The 16,816-nt window shown below is 61.7% G+C and carries 14 protein-coding genes; 3 read left to right on the forward strand and 11 right to left on the reverse strand.

The genetic code is table 11. The features are described from left to right. Positions 1–105: 105 nt before the first annotated feature. From AC2YB9_RS17255 to AC2YB9_RS17295, 9 genes are all read right to left on the reverse strand, one after another. The gene (locus AC2YB9_RS17255) at positions 106–1,266 is read right to left on the reverse strand and encodes an acyl-CoA dehydrogenase family protein (RefSeq protein ID WP_487266597.1); all 1,161 of its coding nucleotides are present in this window, start codon (positions 1,264–1,266) and stop codon (positions 106–108) included. Next, a complete protein-coding gene (locus tag AC2YB9_RS17260) occupies positions 1,263–3,233 on the reverse strand; it encodes an acetyl/propionyl/methylcrotonyl-CoA carboxylase subunit alpha (protein ID WP_487266598.1) in 1,971 nt (656 codons plus the stop codon). Before AC2YB9_RS17260 ends, AC2YB9_RS17255 begins: the two co-directional genes overlap by 4 nt. 2 nt (positions 3,234–3,235) lie before the next feature. Further along, positions 3,236–4,825, reverse strand: a complete 1,590-nt coding sequence (locus AC2YB9_RS17265; protein WP_487266599.1) for an acyl-CoA carboxylase subunit beta — start codon at positions 4,823–4,825, stop codon at positions 3,236–3,238. Then, complete coding sequence (locus AC2YB9_RS17270) at positions 4,826–5,998, reverse strand: acyl-CoA dehydrogenase family protein (RefSeq protein WP_487266600.1); 1,173 nt, start codon at positions 5,996–5,998, stop codon at positions 4,826–4,828. Then, a complete protein-coding gene (locus AC2YB9_RS17275) occupies positions 5,995–7,809 on the reverse strand; it encodes an acyclic terpene utilization AtuA family protein (RefSeq protein ID WP_487266601.1) in 1,815 nt (604 codons plus the stop codon). Before AC2YB9_RS17275 ends, AC2YB9_RS17270 begins: the two co-directional genes overlap by 4 nt. Next, on the reverse strand, positions 7,806–8,600 hold the full coding sequence (locus tag AC2YB9_RS17280) for a TIGR03084 family metal-binding protein (protein ID WP_487266602.1): 795 nt from the start codon (positions 8,598–8,600) through the stop codon (positions 7,806–7,808). The genes AC2YB9_RS17275 and AC2YB9_RS17280 overlap by 4 nt, the downstream gene beginning before the upstream one ends. Beyond that, positions 8,597–9,232, reverse strand: coding sequence for a TetR/AcrR family transcriptional regulator (locus tag AC2YB9_RS17285; protein ID WP_487266603.1), 636 nt, complete (start codon positions 9,230–9,232; stop codon positions 8,597–8,599). The genes AC2YB9_RS17280 and AC2YB9_RS17285 overlap by 4 nt, the downstream gene beginning before the upstream one ends. Positions 9,233–9,302: 70 nt before the next feature. After that, entirely contained in the window at positions 9,303–10,490 is a 1,188-nt protein-coding gene (locus AC2YB9_RS17290; RefSeq protein WP_487266604.1) for an alpha/beta hydrolase, read from the reverse strand. Between the two features lie 89 nt (positions 10,491–10,579). Then, complete coding sequence (locus tag AC2YB9_RS17295) at positions 10,580–11,233, reverse strand: SIMPL domain-containing protein (protein ID WP_487266605.1); 654 nt, start codon at positions 11,231–11,233, stop codon at positions 10,580–10,582. Positions 11,234–11,319: 86 nt separating this feature from the next. On the opposite strand from AC2YB9_RS17295, the gene AC2YB9_RS17300 reads away from it, so the two are divergent. The 3 genes from AC2YB9_RS17300 (at position 11,320) to metX (ending at position 14,276) form a co-directional block, all read left to right on the forward strand. After that, a complete protein-coding gene (locus AC2YB9_RS17300; protein ID WP_487266606.1) occupies positions 11,320–11,655 on the forward strand; it encodes a CAP domain-containing protein in 336 nt (111 codons plus the stop codon). A gap of 222 nt (positions 11,656–11,877) precedes the next feature. After that, positions 11,878–13,170, forward strand: a complete 1,293-nt coding sequence (locus tag AC2YB9_RS17305) for a bifunctional o-acetylhomoserine/o-acetylserine sulfhydrylase (RefSeq protein WP_487266607.1) — start codon at positions 11,878–11,880, stop codon at positions 13,168–13,170. Beyond that, positions 13,167–14,276, forward strand: a complete 1,110-nt coding sequence (metX, locus tag AC2YB9_RS17310) for a homoserine O-acetyltransferase MetX (RefSeq protein WP_487266608.1) — start codon at positions 13,167–13,169, stop codon at positions 14,274–14,276. Before AC2YB9_RS17305 ends, metX begins: the two co-directional genes overlap by 4 nt. A 39-nt stretch (positions 14,277–14,315) precedes the next feature. Here metX and AC2YB9_RS17315 read toward each other — a convergent pair whose 3' ends face one another. After that, positions 14,316–15,977, reverse strand: a complete 1,662-nt coding sequence (locus AC2YB9_RS17315) for an alkaline phosphatase family protein (RefSeq protein WP_487266609.1) — start codon at positions 15,975–15,977, stop codon at positions 14,316–14,318. A gap of 79 nt (positions 15,978–16,056) precedes the next feature. Beyond that, positions 16,057–16,815, reverse strand: coding sequence for an SDR family oxidoreductase (locus tag AC2YB9_RS17320; RefSeq protein WP_487266610.1), 759 nt, complete (start codon positions 16,813–16,815; stop codon positions 16,057–16,059). Position 16,816 lies beyond the last annotated feature (1 nt).

Here is a 16,816-nt window from a genome sequence, read left to right on the forward strand (position 1 = left end):
GGATCTCCTTGGATGAGTAGTGACCATAACTGGCCCGCGGCCAGTGACCGCCCAAGGCGAGCGCCAGCGAGCCATGGATGCAGTGCGAGGAACGAGCACGAGCGGTCAGTAAGACTTGGGTAGGCCGAGGCTGAATTGGGCAATGAAGTTGAGCACCATTTCCTTACTCACCGGCGCAATGCGCGAAAGCCGCGAACCGGCCAGCATCTGCACGAGTCCATATTCATTGGCCAAACCGTTGCCGCCATGGGTCTGAATTGCCCGGTCGACTGCCGTGCACACTGCTTCACCGGCGGCGTACTTGGCCATGTTGGCAGCTTCGCCCGCGGCCATGAAATCACCGGTGACGTAGAGCGCGGCCGCTTTCTGCGTCATGAGCCGAGCCATTTCGATCTCGATATATGACTGAGCCAGCGGGTGTGCGATGGCCTGGTGTGAGCCGATCGGCGCCTTCCACACTTGACGGACCTTGGCGTATTCGCAGGCCTTTTCAAGCGCGAGGCGCGCCGTGCCGGTTGCGAACGAAGCGCCCATGATGCGCTCGGGGTTGAGCCCTGCGAACAGCTGCTCGATACCGGCATCCTCGCTGCCGACCAAGGCGTCGGCGGGCAGGCGTACGTCGTCGAAGAACAGCGTGAACTGCTTCTCCGGCGACACGATGCCCATGTCGATCTCCTGATAGGTGAAGCCTTCGGAGTCGGTCGGGATCAAGAACAATGCAGGCTTGAGATTGCCAGTCCGCGCGTCTTCCGTACGCGCGACAACCAGCACATGGCTGGCCTCGTCAACACCCGAGATGTAGGTCTTGGTGCCCTTGAGCCGCCAGCCGTCGCCGTCACGATAAGCCGTTGTGATGATCTTGTGCGAGTTGGAGCCGGCATCGGGTTCGGTGATCGAGAACGCGAATGTCGAGGTGCCATCGGCTAGGCCCGGCAACCAGCGTTCTTTCTGTTCCTGCGCGCCGTATTGGGCGATGATTGTGCCCACAATCGCAGGCGATACGACCATCAGCAGCAGCGGGCTGCCGGCTGCGGCGAGTTCTTCGCAAACCGCGGCGAGGTCGCCAATGTCGCCGCCACCGCCGCCGAATTCCTCGGGCACGGCAACGCCGAGGTAGCCGAGTTTGCCGGCTTCAGACCAGAGTTCAGTGGTCTTGCGACCTTCCTTGGCAGCCTTTTCGAAGTAGTCCCGGCCATACTTTTTGCCGAGATCGGCAACCGCCTTGCGCAGCGCGAGGCGCTCATCGGACTCACGGAAATTATTCATTCGGTTTCTCCTTGGCTGGTGCTGGATTCTATGACCGCTAGGACCGCACCGGACTCAACTTGGCTGCCCGCAGTGATGGAAAGCTCGGCGACAATACCGTCGCTGGGAGCGGTGATCGTGTGTTGCATCTTCATGGCTTCAAGGACGACGACAACATCGCCCTTCGAGACCTGTTGACCGTTTTCGACGTTGACGCTGACGACCGCGGCCGGCATCGGTGCCAACAGCGAGCCCTCTGCGACCTGTTCGGCCGGGTCGACGAACGTCGGCACCGGGACAAGATCGATCGAGCCACGCGGGCCATCAACATCAACCCAGCCGTCGCCGACGGCGACCGTGTAGGTCTCGACGACGCCGTTATTGTCGAGCGAAATGGTGGTCGGGTCAGCGGCGAGTACCGCCACGCCCTCAAGATCATGCTGCACCAGCCGATCGTGGTCGGCGGAGTAAGCAACGGTGATTTCCTCAGCGCCGAACGCATACGTCCGAGTACGCGGTTGCGATGGGACGTTGCGGAAAGCGGTCGGAATCCGGCCAAGAACCTTGGCGCCAGCGGTCGCATTCTTAGCTTCGGCCAGAGCTGCCGCCAGCGCGTACCGACGTAAGGTCTCGGTGTCGATCGCCGTCGCGACCCAGTCCTCGAGCCGCTCATCTAGCAGTGCCGTATGGACCCGCCCGGCGGCGAACTCCTCGTCGGCAAGGATGCCCAGCAACAGGTCAAGGTTGGTCTTCACACCATGCAGGCGGGTCCGACGCAGCGCGCTCGACAACTTTCGGATGGCCTGGCGGCGATCGGCGGCGTGCGCGACGACTTTCGCGAGCATGGCGTCGTAATGGATGCCAACGACCGAACCCGACTCGAAGCCGGTGTCGACCCGCAAGCCATCGCCAGTCGGAACGTCGAAGGTGCGAACCGTGCCGGTCTGCGGCTGCCAGTCATCGGACGGATCCTCGGCGTATAGGCGAACTTCCATCGCGTGACCGTTGGGGCCATCGGGCTCGCGCCCAAGCTGCTCACCTTCGGCAACGCTGATCTGGGCGGCAACTAGGTCGACCGAGAAAACTGCCTCCGACACGGGGTGTTCAACCTGAAGACGCGTGTTCATCTCCAGAAAGAACACCTTGCCGGTGTCAAGGTCGGCGTCCGCGACCAGGAATTCGACCGTTCCGGCGCCGACGTAATCAACTGCCTTGACCGCTGCCCGAGCCGCATCGTGGAGGATCGTGCGAACCGTGTTGGACACTCGCGGCGCCGGTGCTTCCTCGACAACCTTTTGGTGTCGGCGCTGGATCGAGCAGTCACGGTCACCGACGACCCAACACGTGCCGTGGGTGTCGGCCATGACCTGGACTTCGATGTGCCGTGCGGTCGGGAGGTAAGGCTCGACAAAAACAGTGCCATCGCCGAAGGCGGATGCTGCTTCGGCCTCGGCTTTGACCAATTCATTCGGCAGATCCTCGGCGCGCTCGACGACGCGCATACCGCGTCCGCCACCACCGGCCGAGGCTTTGACCAGCAGCGGGCCATTCCAATTCTTTCCGGCTTCTGCTGTGACCGTGGCGAGATCAACCGAGAGGATCGGTACGCCGCCGTTGCCCATAATTTCCTTGGCCCGAATCTTTGAGCCCATCGCGTCGATCGTCGCGGGCGTGGGCCCGATCCAGGTCAACCCAGCGGCAGAGACCGCACGCGCGAAGTCGGCGTTCTCGGACAGGAAGCCGTAGCCCGGATGAATCGCATCAGCGCCGGTCTTGAGTGCGGCCGCGATCACCAAATCACCACGTAGGTAGGTATCAGTCGGCGCGTTGCCCGGCAATCGCACAGCACGATCAGCCTCAGCAACAAATGGTGCACCGGCGTCTGCGTCGGAGAAGACCGCGACCGTGTCAATGCCCAACTCGCGGCAGGTACGGAAGACGCGTCGGGCGATCTCGCCTCGGTTGGCGACAAGAATTGAAGAAATCATCATTACATCCTGAAGACGCCGTAGGCCTCGGCGCCCTTGATCGGTGTGGTGTTGATGGCACTGAGGCAGATGCCAAGAATCGTGCGAGTGTCTCGCGGGTCGATAACACCGTCGTCGTACAACATGCCGGAGGTGAAGTAGGCGAGCGACTCCTCCTCGATCTGCTTCTCGATGAAGGCCCGCATCTGAACGTCAGCCTCCTCGTCATACGGCAGGCCCTTCTGTTCGGCCGCACCGCGAGCGACGATCGAGATGACACCTGCGAGTTGTGCCGGCCCCATCACCGCGGACTTCGCATTCGGCCAAGAGAACATGAAACGCGGATCGTAGGCACGTCCGCTCATGCCGTAATGGCCCGCTCCATATGACGCGCCGATGACGATCGAGATGTGCGGGACGGTCGAGTTGGAGACCGCGTTGATCATCATCGCGCCATGTTTGATGATGCCGCCCTGCTCATACTCGGCGCCGACCATGTAGCCGGTTGTGTTGTGCAAGAACAGCAATGGCGTGTCAACCTGATTCGCCAGTTGGATGAACTGGGTCGCCTTCTGCGCTTCCTCGCTGAACAGGACCCCCTGAGCGTTGGCGAGGATGCCAATCGGGTGGCCATGCAACTGAGCGAATCCGGTCACCAGCGACGTCCCGTAGAGCGGCTTGAACTCATCGAAGTCCGACCCGTCAACCAGCCGGTTGATGACCTCGTGCGGGTCAAACGGAATCTTGAGATCGGTCGGAATAACGCCGAGCAGCTCTTCCGGGTCATACACCGGCTCGGCGTAACCCGGCGCTGGCTCGATCCCCGTCTTGCGCCAATTGAGGTGCTTGATAATCGTGCGCCCGAGCCGAATCGCATCATATTCGTCGACCGCCAAATAGTCGGCGAGACCCGACGTACGTGCATGCATCTCGGCGCCGCCGAGCGACTCGTCATCGGACTCCTCGCCGGTTGCCATTTTGACCAGCGGTGGGCCACCGAGGAACACCTTCGCGCCCTCCTTGACCATCACGACGTAATCGCTCATGCCCGGGATGTAGGCACCTCCTGCGGTCGAGTTGCCGAAGACAAGTGCCACGGTCGGCACGCGTGCCGCGCTGGCTCGCGTGATGCTCCGGAATGAGCCGCCGCCGGGGATGAAGATGTCTTTCTGGGTGGGCAGATCCGCGCCACCGGACTCGACGAGGTTGATTGTCGGAAGCCGATTTTCGCGGGCAATCTGCGCGGCCCGCGCACCCTTCTTGAGGGTGCTCGGATTGGATGAGCCGCCCTTCACCGTCGGGTCGTTCGCGACGATCATGCACTCGACGCCCTCAACGACGCCGATGCCGGTGACGATCGAGGCGCCGACCGCGAAGTTGGTGCCCCAAGCAGCCAGCGGCGACAGCTCCAAGAAGGGCGCGTCCGGATCGAGCAATAGTTCGATCCGCTCCCGCGCGGTCAATTTGCCACGCTTGTGGTGCCGGTCAATATATTTTTCACCGCCGCCAGCCAATGCCTTGGCGTGTTCTTCTGCCAGCCCAGCGACCTTGGCAAGGTTGACTTCACGATTCTCGGCGTAGGCCGGTGACGTCGTATCGATTGTTGTTTTCATTCAGTACCCCAGGAGTTTGGCGGCTAGATCATTGAGCACTTCGGTTCCGCCGCCGCCGATGCCGAGGATGCGGGCATCGCGGTAGTGGCGGTCTATTTCGGACTCACGCATGTAGCCCATTCCACCGAAGATCTGAACGGCTTCGCTGACGACCCACTCGCACGCTTCGACGGCGGTGTTCTTGGCGAGCACCGCCTGCAAAATTGGTTCTTCGCCAGCGGCGGCCCGCTCGGCGGCTTCGCGAGTAATTGCCCGGGCAGCCCACGTACGGCGCTGCATCTCGACGAGTTTGTGTCGGATGACCTGACGCTGGATCAGCGGACGACCGAACGTCTCACGTTCGCGGGCGTAAGCAACTGCGAGATCAACTGCACGCTGAGCCGTCGCATACCCCTGGACCGCAAGACTGACGCGTTCGTTGACGAACTGCTGCATGATCAGCACGAAGCCACCATCGACCTCACCGACGATGTTGCTTGCCGGGACGCGAACGTTGTCGAAGGTGAGTTCGGCCGTGTCGGAGCAGTGCCAGCCCATCTTCTTGAGCGGCTTTGAGACCGTGAAGCCAGGCAGCCCCTTATCGATCACGAGCAAGGAGATGCCACCGAAGCCTTCGCCGCCGGTGCGGACCGCCGTTGTTACGAAGTCTGCGCGGACGCCTGACGTGATGAATGTCTTGGCGCCATTGACGACGAATTCATCGCCATCGCGAACCGCTTTCGTCGTGAGACCAGCGACGTTAGAGCCGCCGCCGGGTTCAGTAACGCCGAGCGAGCCGATCATTTCGCCGGCAAGCGTCGGGCGCACATAACGGTCAATCAACTCGACGCTGCCGCCGGCGATGATGTGCTGCCCCGTCGCGGCAGCGACAATATGAGGCAGCGCAATGCCGTGCGTGAATAGGCTCGCGAGCAGACCGCTCGAACCCCCGGCGCTGAGCACCGCTTCGGTCATAATTGAGGCGTCGATGATCGAGCCGCCTTGACCGCCAACTTCCTCGGCGAACGCAATGCCCAGCAGGCCCGCATCAGCTGCGGTCTTGTGGAGTTCACGTGGCAACAAGCCAGCGTCTTCCCAGGTCGGCATGTTCGGGGCGATTTCGTTCTCTGTGAACGCTCTGACCATCGCGCGCAGCGCCTTGCGTTCGGGAGTGTCCCAAATATTCGTACTCATGCGATCAGTTCCTTCGGCGTCAGTTCGGCGGGAATGTCCACATGCCGTGCTCGGATCCATTCGCCAAGAGCCTTGGCCTGTGGGTCGAATCTGGTCGACGAGGCAACGCCTTCGCCGAGCAGCCCGTGCACGATGATGTTGACCGCAAATAGATTGGGCAGCGGATAGATGTCGATCTCGAGCTCTGCGGCTTCAGGCAACAGCTGCCGGATTTTAGCGACGGTCAGCAGACCCTGCAACCATTTGAAGGCCGCCGCGCGATCCGGGTGTTCAGCTGGAATCCATACGCCGACATTCGCGTTGCCGCCCTTGTCGCCGGAGCGTGCATACGCCAGATTGCCCAGCGGCTGCCGCACAGTCTCCCCACTCCCCGCGACTGGCGCAGGGATGACAGATTCTGCCTGATTTTCCGTCATCCTTGCGCCACTCGAAGTCATCGTTGCGCCACTCGGCGGTGTGGTGGCGGTGGGGGGTGCGATGTTCAGGCGGGTGCCGTCAGCCAGCACCACAGCGTGTGGGACCTCGGCTTGCGGCACATATGCGGCCCGATAGATCCCATAGGGCGTCCCCGGTCCAGGCGGACGGGTTACGGCAAAGCCCGGGTATGACGCCAAGGCCAGCTCGATCGCAGCGCTGGTGAAGGCACGACCAACCGGCTCAGGGGCTGAACTTTTGACGTGACAGCGAAGCAGCGTCGTGGCTGCGGCCTGGGTCGCCGGATCAGCCACATCGGTGCGGTCGAGCTGCCACTCAACGACGTCGGGCCGGGTCGCCGCAAGAGCCACGTCAAGCTGGCCGCGAATCCACGCTGCCTTCTCCTCTATATCCAATCCGGTGAGAATGAATTCAACGCTGTTACGGAATCCGCCGAGCAGATTAAGACACACCTTCGTCGTGGCCGGCGGGGCCGAACCGGCGATGCCGGAAATCTCGACGCGATCGGCGCCATCCTGACTAAGCGTCATCGAGTCAAGATGCGCGGTGACATCGGGATTGAGATAGCGCTGGCTCTGGATCTCATAGACGAGCTGCGCCGTAACCGTGTCGACCGTGACGGCCCCACCAGTGCCAGCGTGCTTGGTGATGGCGACAGTGCCATCAGCAGAGATCTCGGCAATCGGAAAGCCCAGCGGCTTCGACCGGTTGATCGTGGCGAAGCCGGCAAAGTTGCCGCCGGTGGCCTGAGTTCCGCACTCGATGATGTGGCCGGCGATGACCGCTGAGGCCAACTGGTCGTATGACTCCCGCGCCCACTCGAAGTGTGCGATCGCCGGACCAACGATCACCGAGGCATCGGTGACTCGACCGGTGACGACGATATCGGCGCCCGCTTCCAGCGCTGCAGCGATGCCGAAGGCACCGAGGTAGGCATTAGCCGTCAAGGGTGAACCGCTGTGCCCCTCATTAAAGCCAAATTCTTTGGCGCGGGCGATCAGATCATCGCCCTCGACATGGGCGATCGAGACGTCCAGATCTTGCTCGGCGGCAATCTCGCGGAGTTTGTCCGCGCACGCTGCCGGGTTGAGCCCACCAGCGTTCGTGACGATCTTGACGCCCTTGTCCTTGGCCAATGCCATGCAGTCCTGCATCTGCCGGACGAATGTCTTAGCGTAGCCAAGATTGGCATCCTTCATCCGGTCGCGGCCGAGGATGAGCATCGTGAGCTCGGCGAGATAGTCGCCGGTCAAGTAGTCAAGCTCCCCGTCTTCGAGCATTTCGCGCATCGCCGACAGTCGGTCGCCATAGAAACCGGACATGTTTCCGATGCGCACAGGCCCAGTGCGTATCGAGCTGGTCTCCACGGCGCTCATCGGTCCGCCCGCCGCACTGGATCTGCGCCCGGTAAGCCGGCGAAAGCCTGCACGATTGTGAGCCAATGTTGGGCTTGTTCGCCGACCGCAGTGACATCGGCGTCGTCCAGGTGAAGGCGGCGGGTCGCCAAGAGGGCGAAGTCCCAGCCATCTCCGGTCACCCGTTGGACTGCATCCTCAGGACCCCAAACCCACACCGCGCCGCTCGGTGCAGTGAGTTCAACGCGGAACTCATCAGTCGGTGGCTGTTGCTCGCGCATGTGGTGAGCAAAGTCCCGGGTACGTACGCCCAGATGTGCGACGTGTTTGGCGCGATCGGTGCGCGGGACCTCGATACCAAGTGCTTCGGCGACATCGTGGGCATGTGCCCAGGTCTCCATCAGCCGGGCTGTTGCCATCGAGGTCGGGCTCATCGGCGGGCCGTACCAGGGCAGCTTGGTTCCCTCCGGCACCGCGCGCAGTGCTTCAACGAGGACGGTACGTGAGTGCTGCCACCGGACCAACAAGTCAGCCGGAGCCAGCGCGGCAAACTCGGCGGCAGCGGCATCGACGAATCCCTCGGGATTGGCCATCGCCGCAGTGACCGTTGCAGCGAAGGCTTCCGCATCCGTTGCGGCTTTGATCGAAGTCTCGTCGGTCCAGGCAAGGTGACCGATCTGGTGCCCGATCGTCCAGCCTGCGGCCGGTGTGGGGGTGGCCCACTGATCAGCGATGAGCGGGCTCACCCAGGTTTCAAGTTGTGCGCCTTCGGCGATCAGGTCGTTGAGAACCGCATTGAGTCTGTCGTTCATACGTTGTCCTTTACCGGCGTCGTATCGGGGATCTGGAGTTGAGCATCAAGTACGTGGGCCCAGGTATCAAGCAGCTGTTGACGGCGGGCGGCGTCATCGGAGAGCGCAGCGGCGAGGCCAAGCCCGCGCAACAGGTCGAGGGTCGACTGAACCAGCGCACGGTTGTCGCCGATCGATTCATCGACGTTCAGGAGTTCGACCGCATATTTGTGCGTCTCGCGGCCGACCCGCCGTTCGAGCGGTCCCACCGCTTCGAGCAACACCGGGTCCGTACGAGCAGCGACCCACAGCTCCAATGCGGCAAAAAACAGCGGACCCGTGAACTGTCCGCTGAGGGCGTCGAGCACGGCGCGCGTACGACCATGACCATGGGCCGGAAGTTCCTCGGCCGTACGTTCGAGCTCTTCGTGGCGGATCTGGGTGAGGTGCTCGACCGCAGCGACCACGAGGTCCTGCTTCGACGGAAAGTGATGTAACTGGGCACCGCGCGAGACGCCGGCGCGCTGGGAGACCTCGGTCGTGGTCGTGCCGGCCCAGCCGAGTTCGGCGAGGCTGTCGATCGTCGCGACCATTAGACGCAGCCGCATCGTTCGCGTGCGTTCGCCTTGTGGGGTTCGTGCTTGGGTGCTCACCTGTCAAGGATGACCCGATTTGTACAAACAGTCAAGCCTGATTGTTTATCTGGATCTACCACAGCGCGATTTACAACGCAGCGTAACTTTGCGATCGCCGCATGTCGTCCTCAACAACGCCACCAAGGATCCTGTCGACCGGGGCCTCGTCAGGTAGCAATTCGCCGATCACAACTTCCTCGCGCTCAACACCGAGCTCGCCGGCGGCACGGCGTGCGAACCGGGCGGCAAGTCGGAGCGCCTCGCGACCCTCGGGCAGGAGATCAGCGATAACTGGGAAGGCATGAACCCCGCGCCGCCAGATATGGGTCTCGACCTCGACCCCCTTGCCGGTAAGAAGCATCGACATTGCCTCGACCTCAGGGCGCAAGATTTCGTCCTCGACCACGGTCAGGAACACCGGTGAGGCGATGTAGGCACTCGCATGGAGCGGAGCTGCGAAGCCCTCGATGACCGCACCATTCGCGGTCCAGAGTTTGCGTATCTTACGAAATCGAGAGCGCGGGAGGTAGGCATCGCTAACCCGGACGATGCGCTCTACGGCCTTGTCTTCGCGTTCGGGGTCCAAACTCAGCATTGGCGAGAAGCCCAGAACAGCTGCCGGCGTGCAAAGGCCGCGCCGCGTGGCAAGCTCGGCAACCTTCATGGCGAGGTAGCCGCCCGCAGAGTCTCCGGCGACAACAATCTTGGTTGGATCGGGCGCCGATTGGAGCAGCACTTCATACGCCGTGATCGCGTCCTGAACCGAGTCGGCAATCGTGCCGTCCGGCAGTTGAATGTAGTCGACCGAAACCACAGTGGCGCCGGTCAATTTCGCCAGTGTTTCGCAGATCCGCCGGTGCGATTCGATACCGCAGGAGAAGAAACCGCCACCATGCAGGTAAAGGATTGTCATCGCGCTCTCGGGGCTGTAGCGATGGGTCATCGACTCCGCGGGAATACCGTTCAGTTCAAACCTGACCGGTTCAACATATTTCGAGTGCGGACTATCGGAATGCAAGCCGTCCAATCGCCGAATAGCGCGGATTGAGGAGTTCGTGAGGGGGACGACGCGCAGCATCGGTTGCAACACCAACCGCGCCGAACGCGAGATGATTCGGGCGCGATGACTATAAGTCTCATGCAGGATGGCACGGTCGTACGCGCTCGCCATCGGCCCCTGTCGACCAGGGACGAGGAGCTTGCTGCCGGCTCGGGCAGAGCGGCGACCGCGTCGGGTCAACCCGCTGATCCGCGCAAGAAATTGTGTCCAGTTCATTCGCCAACCGTACCGCCGGTATGTTCGTGCGCCAACTTCTCAACGTGTGTGCCTCGGCACATCTACGCAGGTCAGGCCGTTATTGACGCTCAATCCGTAATGAATTTTGCATCAACTTCGACGCGAATCACGAGTTCGCGCGGTGCCAATACGAGTCCCCCGGCATCGCCGGAGACCGCCGTCGCCATCCTGGCCATCGGTATATCGACCGATGCAGACGGTTCGTTCAGCATGCCCGGATCGGCGAGGCGGACCGCGTGTACGCGACCACCCCGCAAGGCATCGGAGTAGGCCTGCGCCTTGAGCACTGCGTCCTCGACCGCGGCACGGCGCATCTCGGCTTCGTACATGCGTCGGTTCTTAAGCGCCACGTCCCAGACAATCCCACCGATATCAACGCCCTCCCGGCCGGCCCAGTAGTCGATGAAGCCGCTGAGCCGCTCGAAGTCAATGAATTCCGCATTCACCACGACCGTCGCACTATGCGTCAGCGGCAGCCGGGCGTCGTCGGGGCCCCACGGCCGCTGACTGTGGACACGGACTTGGTCGCTGTCGTGGGACGTAACGGCATCCCGGCCGACCAATTCGGTCAACTGATCGAGGATCGGATCCTGGATCGCGACCGCATCGGCATAGACCTTTTGTTTGTCGAGTCCCTCGACCGCCGCGGACAAAGTCACCGTCGCCCGTTCAGCGGCATAACGCTTTTCTGCAAAGCCGCGAACTGTGATTTCCAACGCCATATCGTCATCCTCCCGCATGGTCCCAGCCAATAGCGACATCGCCGAGCTAAGCCGCCACTTCAATTCACTGCTATCTAGACCCTTTTTTGGGAAAGGCGCGAAGGTCACGCGCCAACGGAAAACCTGCGGTCAGACTCAGCTGCGGGATAAGCACCGTTGCTCGCAGCTGGGCGAAGCACCTGCACGACAAACGCATCTTCGAACACAACCCGAACTACTCCAAGCAGATTCCGAAGGGATGGACTCGGGCTGGCGAAAATATCGCCGCAGGTCAGACCTACAGCACCGTCGTGCAGGCCTGGATCAACTCGCCCGGCCACCGCGCCAATATGCTCGGCAACTTCACCCATATCGGCATCGGCTACTTCACTGGCCCGAATCGCTACCACACCTATTTTGTCCAAGACTTCGCAAAGTATTGAGCCGCCGCAGCCAGCGCGCCCCTGGTCCGCCTGCGAGTGACGCTCGGCACATCCACGTGATTGCCCGCGAAGATACACTGGCATCACACATCGGTTTCGTGGTCTAATAGCCAATGTCATCATATGGTCAGGCTGTCCAATATGTGAGACATGGCAAAGTGTCGGCACCTTCATGTCATTCTCGAAGGACACCCGAGACGTGCACGACGAGACGGAGAACCGATGAGCGAGAACTGGTCATTCGAAACCAAGCAGATCCATTCGGGTCAAACGCCTGACCCCACGACTGGCGCAATCGCGCTACCGATCTACCAGACCACCGCATTCCAGTTCGACGACACCCAGCACGCTGCCGACCTCTTCGGCCTTGCGAAGCCGGGCAATATCTATACGCGCATCATGAACCCGACGCAGGATGCCGTCGAGCAGCGCCTGGCCGCCCTCGAAGGCGGCGTCGGCGCGCTGCTGGTCTCCTCCGGCATGGCGGCAACCCACACGGCGCTGACGAATGTTGCCGAAGTCGGCGATCACATCGTGGCCGGCTCCAGCCTGTACGGCGGCACGGACAGCCTGCTACGCCACAGCCTCCCCAAGCAGGGCATTGAGGTCAGCTTCGTCGATGATCCGAATGACCCCGAGCAGTGGCGCGCTGCGGTCAAGGACAACACCAAGGCATTCTTCGCCGAGACCATCGGCAATCCGCGCGGCGATGTTCTCGACATCGAAGCCGTCGCAGCGGTCGCCCAGGAAGTCGGCGTCCCGTTGATCGTCGACAACACCATTGCAACTCCCTGGTTACTCAACCCGATCGCTCATGGCGCCAACACCGTCGTGCACTCGGCGACCAAATACCTCGGCGGACACGGCACCGTCATCGCTGGTGTCATCATCGATGCTGGCACTTTCGATTACGCCGCCCATGGCGACAAGTTCCCCGGTTTCACCGAACCGGATACGAGTTACCACGGGCTCAAGTACGCCGAAGCGCTCGGCCCGGCGGCATTCATCGCCAAGGCACGGGTCCAGATCCTGCGCAACCTCGGTCAGGCGATCAGCCCGTTCAATGCCTTCCTGCTCGCCCAAGGAATCCACACACTCAGCCTCCGCGTTGAGCGGCACGTCGAGAATGCAGTCAAAGTCGCAAACTGGCTCGAAGCCCGCGATGACGTCGCATCGGTCAACTACCCCGGCCTGGCCAGCAGCCCCTACAACGCGCTCGCCAAGAAATATCTGCCCAAGGGGGCAAGCGCGATCCTGACCTTTGAACTGCCCGGCGGCGTCGATGCCGGCCGTCGCTTCATCGACGCGCTCGAACTCCACTCCCATGTCGCCAACCTCGGTGACGTCCGCAGCCTCGCGATCCATCCAGCGAGCACGACGCACTCCCAGCTCACCGAAGAAGAGCAACTCGGCGGCGGCGTCACACCCGGAATGGTGCGCCTCTCAGTCGGACTCGAAGGCATCGAGGACATCCTCGCCGATCTCGAAGTCGGATTCGCTGCTGCCAAGTCGTGACTATCAACCCTGACGTCAATCCCTCTCTTGTCACCGGCGCGTGGCAAGAGGGGGATTTCGTCGGGTCCCGGCAGTTCGCCGATCTAGGTCCCATGGCCCTCGAGTCCGGTGCCGAACTGCCTGCCATACGCATGGCATATGAGACCTGGGGCCAATTCGACGGCAATAACGCGGTCCTCATTTTGCACGCACTTACCGGCGACAGCCATGTCGTTGGCGACGACGGTCCTGGACATGCCTCGCCAGGCTGGTGGGGCGATATTGTTGGCCCCGGCAAGGCGATCGACACCAATCAGTTCTTCGTCGTCGCGGCCAACATCCTCGGTGGCTGTCAAGGAACGACCGGACCGTCATCAATCAGTCCCGATGGCAAACCGTGGGGCAGTTCTTTCCCTGCGGTCACAATTCGGGACCAGGTCCACGCCGAAGCCGCCTTGACCGATCACCTCGGCATCGAGCGCTGGCATGGCGTCATCGGCGGATCGGCTGGCGGGATGCGTGCACTCGAATGGGCGATCGAATATCCCGAACGCGTCGAACGAATGTTCCTGCTGGCTGCTTCGGCGGCAGCATCGGCCGAGCAGATCGCCCTGTCCGGCACTCAGATCGATGCAATCCGGATGGATCCCAACTTCCACGGCGGCGACTACTACGACCAGCCAGCCGGCCCAGTCGATGGACTCGACATCGCCCGCCGCATCGCGCACATCAGTTATCGCAGCGAACAGGAATTGGCCGAGCGCTTCAGCCGGAAGGAACAAACCGACGGCCGGTATGCGGTTGAGTCTTACCTCCACCATCACGGCGCGAAGTTGCTCAACCGCTTCGACGCCAATTCTTACATCGTCATCAGCCAGGCCATGAACGACCACGATGTGGGCCGCGGCCGAGGTGGCACCAATGCCGCCCTCGCCAAGATCACCGCCCGCACAGTTGTCGCTGGCATTGACTCCGACCGGCTCTACCCACTCTCGCAACAGCAATTGCTCGCCGATGGGATACCGACCAGCGGACCGCTCGAAATCGTACGCTCGAGGGCTGGCCACGACGGCTTCCTCATCGAGACCGACCAGGTAGGCAAACTCGCCCTGAGCCTCCTCAACTGAGGTGGCTCAGGGCGAGTTGCCGCTTGTTGCTGCGCGTACTCAGCGGAGGCGCAGCTTGTAAGCCTTCCCGTCCAACTTATGCGTCGGTGTGATCTTCATTGCCGCAAGAATCGTGGGCATGATGTCGACCGACTTGATCACTGACTTTGACGTGGTCGGGCGCAAGCCACCACCAGCAAAGGCAATCGGAATCTGCTGCGCTCGGCGTTGAATACCACCGTGGTCACCGGCCACGCTGTATGTGGTGTTGTCACGCAATGCGGCAACCAAGTCTGGGCCATACGGCGCCGCCGACCCGTTGATCAGCTTGTTGGCATATTTGTTGAACCACTTCACCGAGGCCTTCGTCATTCCACGTGTTTTGGCCGTCGTGACGCGCTTGAACTTCGAACCATCACGAGAATAGACGGCAACGACATCTGGCATCTTCGCCATGATTGCGGCCGCCTCCTTGACCTTCGCTGGGCTCTGGTCCTTGAGATATACATGCAAACCGGAGTCGGAGTAGCTCAAATCGATGTTGCCAGTCGCGATCAGTTTCGACATGACCGGCGCAGGCTTCTCATAGTCGCCGTTGGCGGTGTTGCCGTAGTACCAGTTGTAGTAACCACGATCCTTGGTTCCATCGTCAACGCCGTGGAAATGACGCCCGGGAACTGAGCCGTGATCGGCAGTCAGAACAACCAACGTGTCGTCCAGTTGACCCTTGTCGCGCAGATAGTCCATCACGCGACCGATCTGAGCATCGGCGACCTGGGCCGCACGCTTCAGGTGAGTCATTGGCACCGCACCACCACGGTCATCGATGCTGCCCCACATGTGCGCGGCCTTGTCGACACCGGGAAGCGTCAGGAACACGCCGCTCCAGTTGGACTCGTGCTCCATGACCGATAGCGCAGCATCTGCCGCCCATACGTCGCCGCCCTGGTGCGCCGGATCAAAGCCGGTTGTGTAGCGATTTCCGTCGAGCGGATACAACCGCGCCGGCGACTCATTCGTGTCGTAGGTCTTCGCTTTGTCAGCATCGACATACCAGCGACCGCACTCGGGATCGCTCAGGTAGGACGGCACATTGACACCGTCCGGGCCACGCCAGTTCTTCACAGTATCGCCGTCACAGTCATACTTGGCACCCGAGAAGGTGACGACCATGTCCGAGTCGGCGCCACCGAGACCCCAGGCCGCGTAGCCCTTCGGGCTGATGGTCGCGACTTTGGAACCGGGCCTTTTCGCGTGCAAATATTCGGCCAGTTTGGGGTAGCCCGCGTGCGCCTGCAGCGCGAACATCTGCTCTTTCGACAGGTCGCTCGTGATCCACATTGGATTCTCCGGCTCGGAGGAAAGACCGGTTAGGACGCCCTCGGTGTCCCGGTAGCCCTCGCCAGCCCAGCCCATGTTCCGGGGAAGCGCTCCGGTGGTGACGACGTTGTGGGTCACGACCGTGATTGAGGGGTCATACCCCACCATCGCATTGGGGTAATTTGCGCCCGACTTCATCAGCGCCTGCGCATTGCGCATCTTGTATTTGGAAACGATCTCACTGGACAGCGCATCCACCATCAACACCACTACCCGTTTGGGCGGTTGAACGGCGGCTTTGGACGACATACTCTGAGGCTGCGCGACGCTCGGGCTTCCGGCGGCGAGGCACATGCCGCCCAAAGCCAGCGCGCCCACGGCGGCAACGAATGTTCTTTTCATTTGGGCTCCTTGATCGAACAGGCTTGTCCCGAGACTGAGGACACTAACCGTTCATGGGGTCAAGGTCTAGACCAATTGCTTAGACAAGTTTGCGCACCAGGCTCAACGGGGCATGTTTCATGACCTTGCCGAGCGGAAGCCAGGGCCAAGTCGGCACCTCGGCTTCGGCGACTTCCTTGTCGATGGCCTTGACCAACGCCCGGCAGCCAGTCTCGGTGTCGACCATCAATTTTTGTTCCGCGACAACCTGGTCATTCATTTCTGACGCGATGTAACCGGGGAAGAGCGTCGTGATCTTGATGTCTTGCCCTTTGCGCCCGACCTGGTCCATCCGAATACCTTCGGCGAGGTGCGCGATGCCCGCTTTCGTTGCGGCATAGGTCGTCATTGTCGACGGCATTCCACGCATTGCCGACATCGAGGAGATAACGACCAGGTGCCCCGCCTTGCGCTCATAGAAGTGTTCCATCGCAGCTTCGCACTGCGCCAAGGCGGCCACGAAATTGGTCTGTACGGTCTCGAGATTGGCTTGGAATGCGCCGGTGCCAATGCGTCCGCCCTTGCCCAGACCAGCATTGACGATAACCCGGTCGAGTCCGCCCAATTCCTCGGCCGCCGCGCTGAACACCGCGAACACCTGGTCGTGATCATTGACATCAAGCTGATGCACCACGACCGTGATGTTCGGATTCGCGGCCATAAGTTCGGCACGAAGCGCTTCGAGCCGGTCGAGGCGCCGCGCGGTGAGCGCCAGATTGTGACCCTTGGCGGCGAAGATTCGCGCCATCCCGGCGCCAAGTCCCGCACTCGCGCCGGTGATCAGGATGTTGGTACGCATG

The organism is Aeromicrobium changchenzhani, assembly GCF_057586615.1.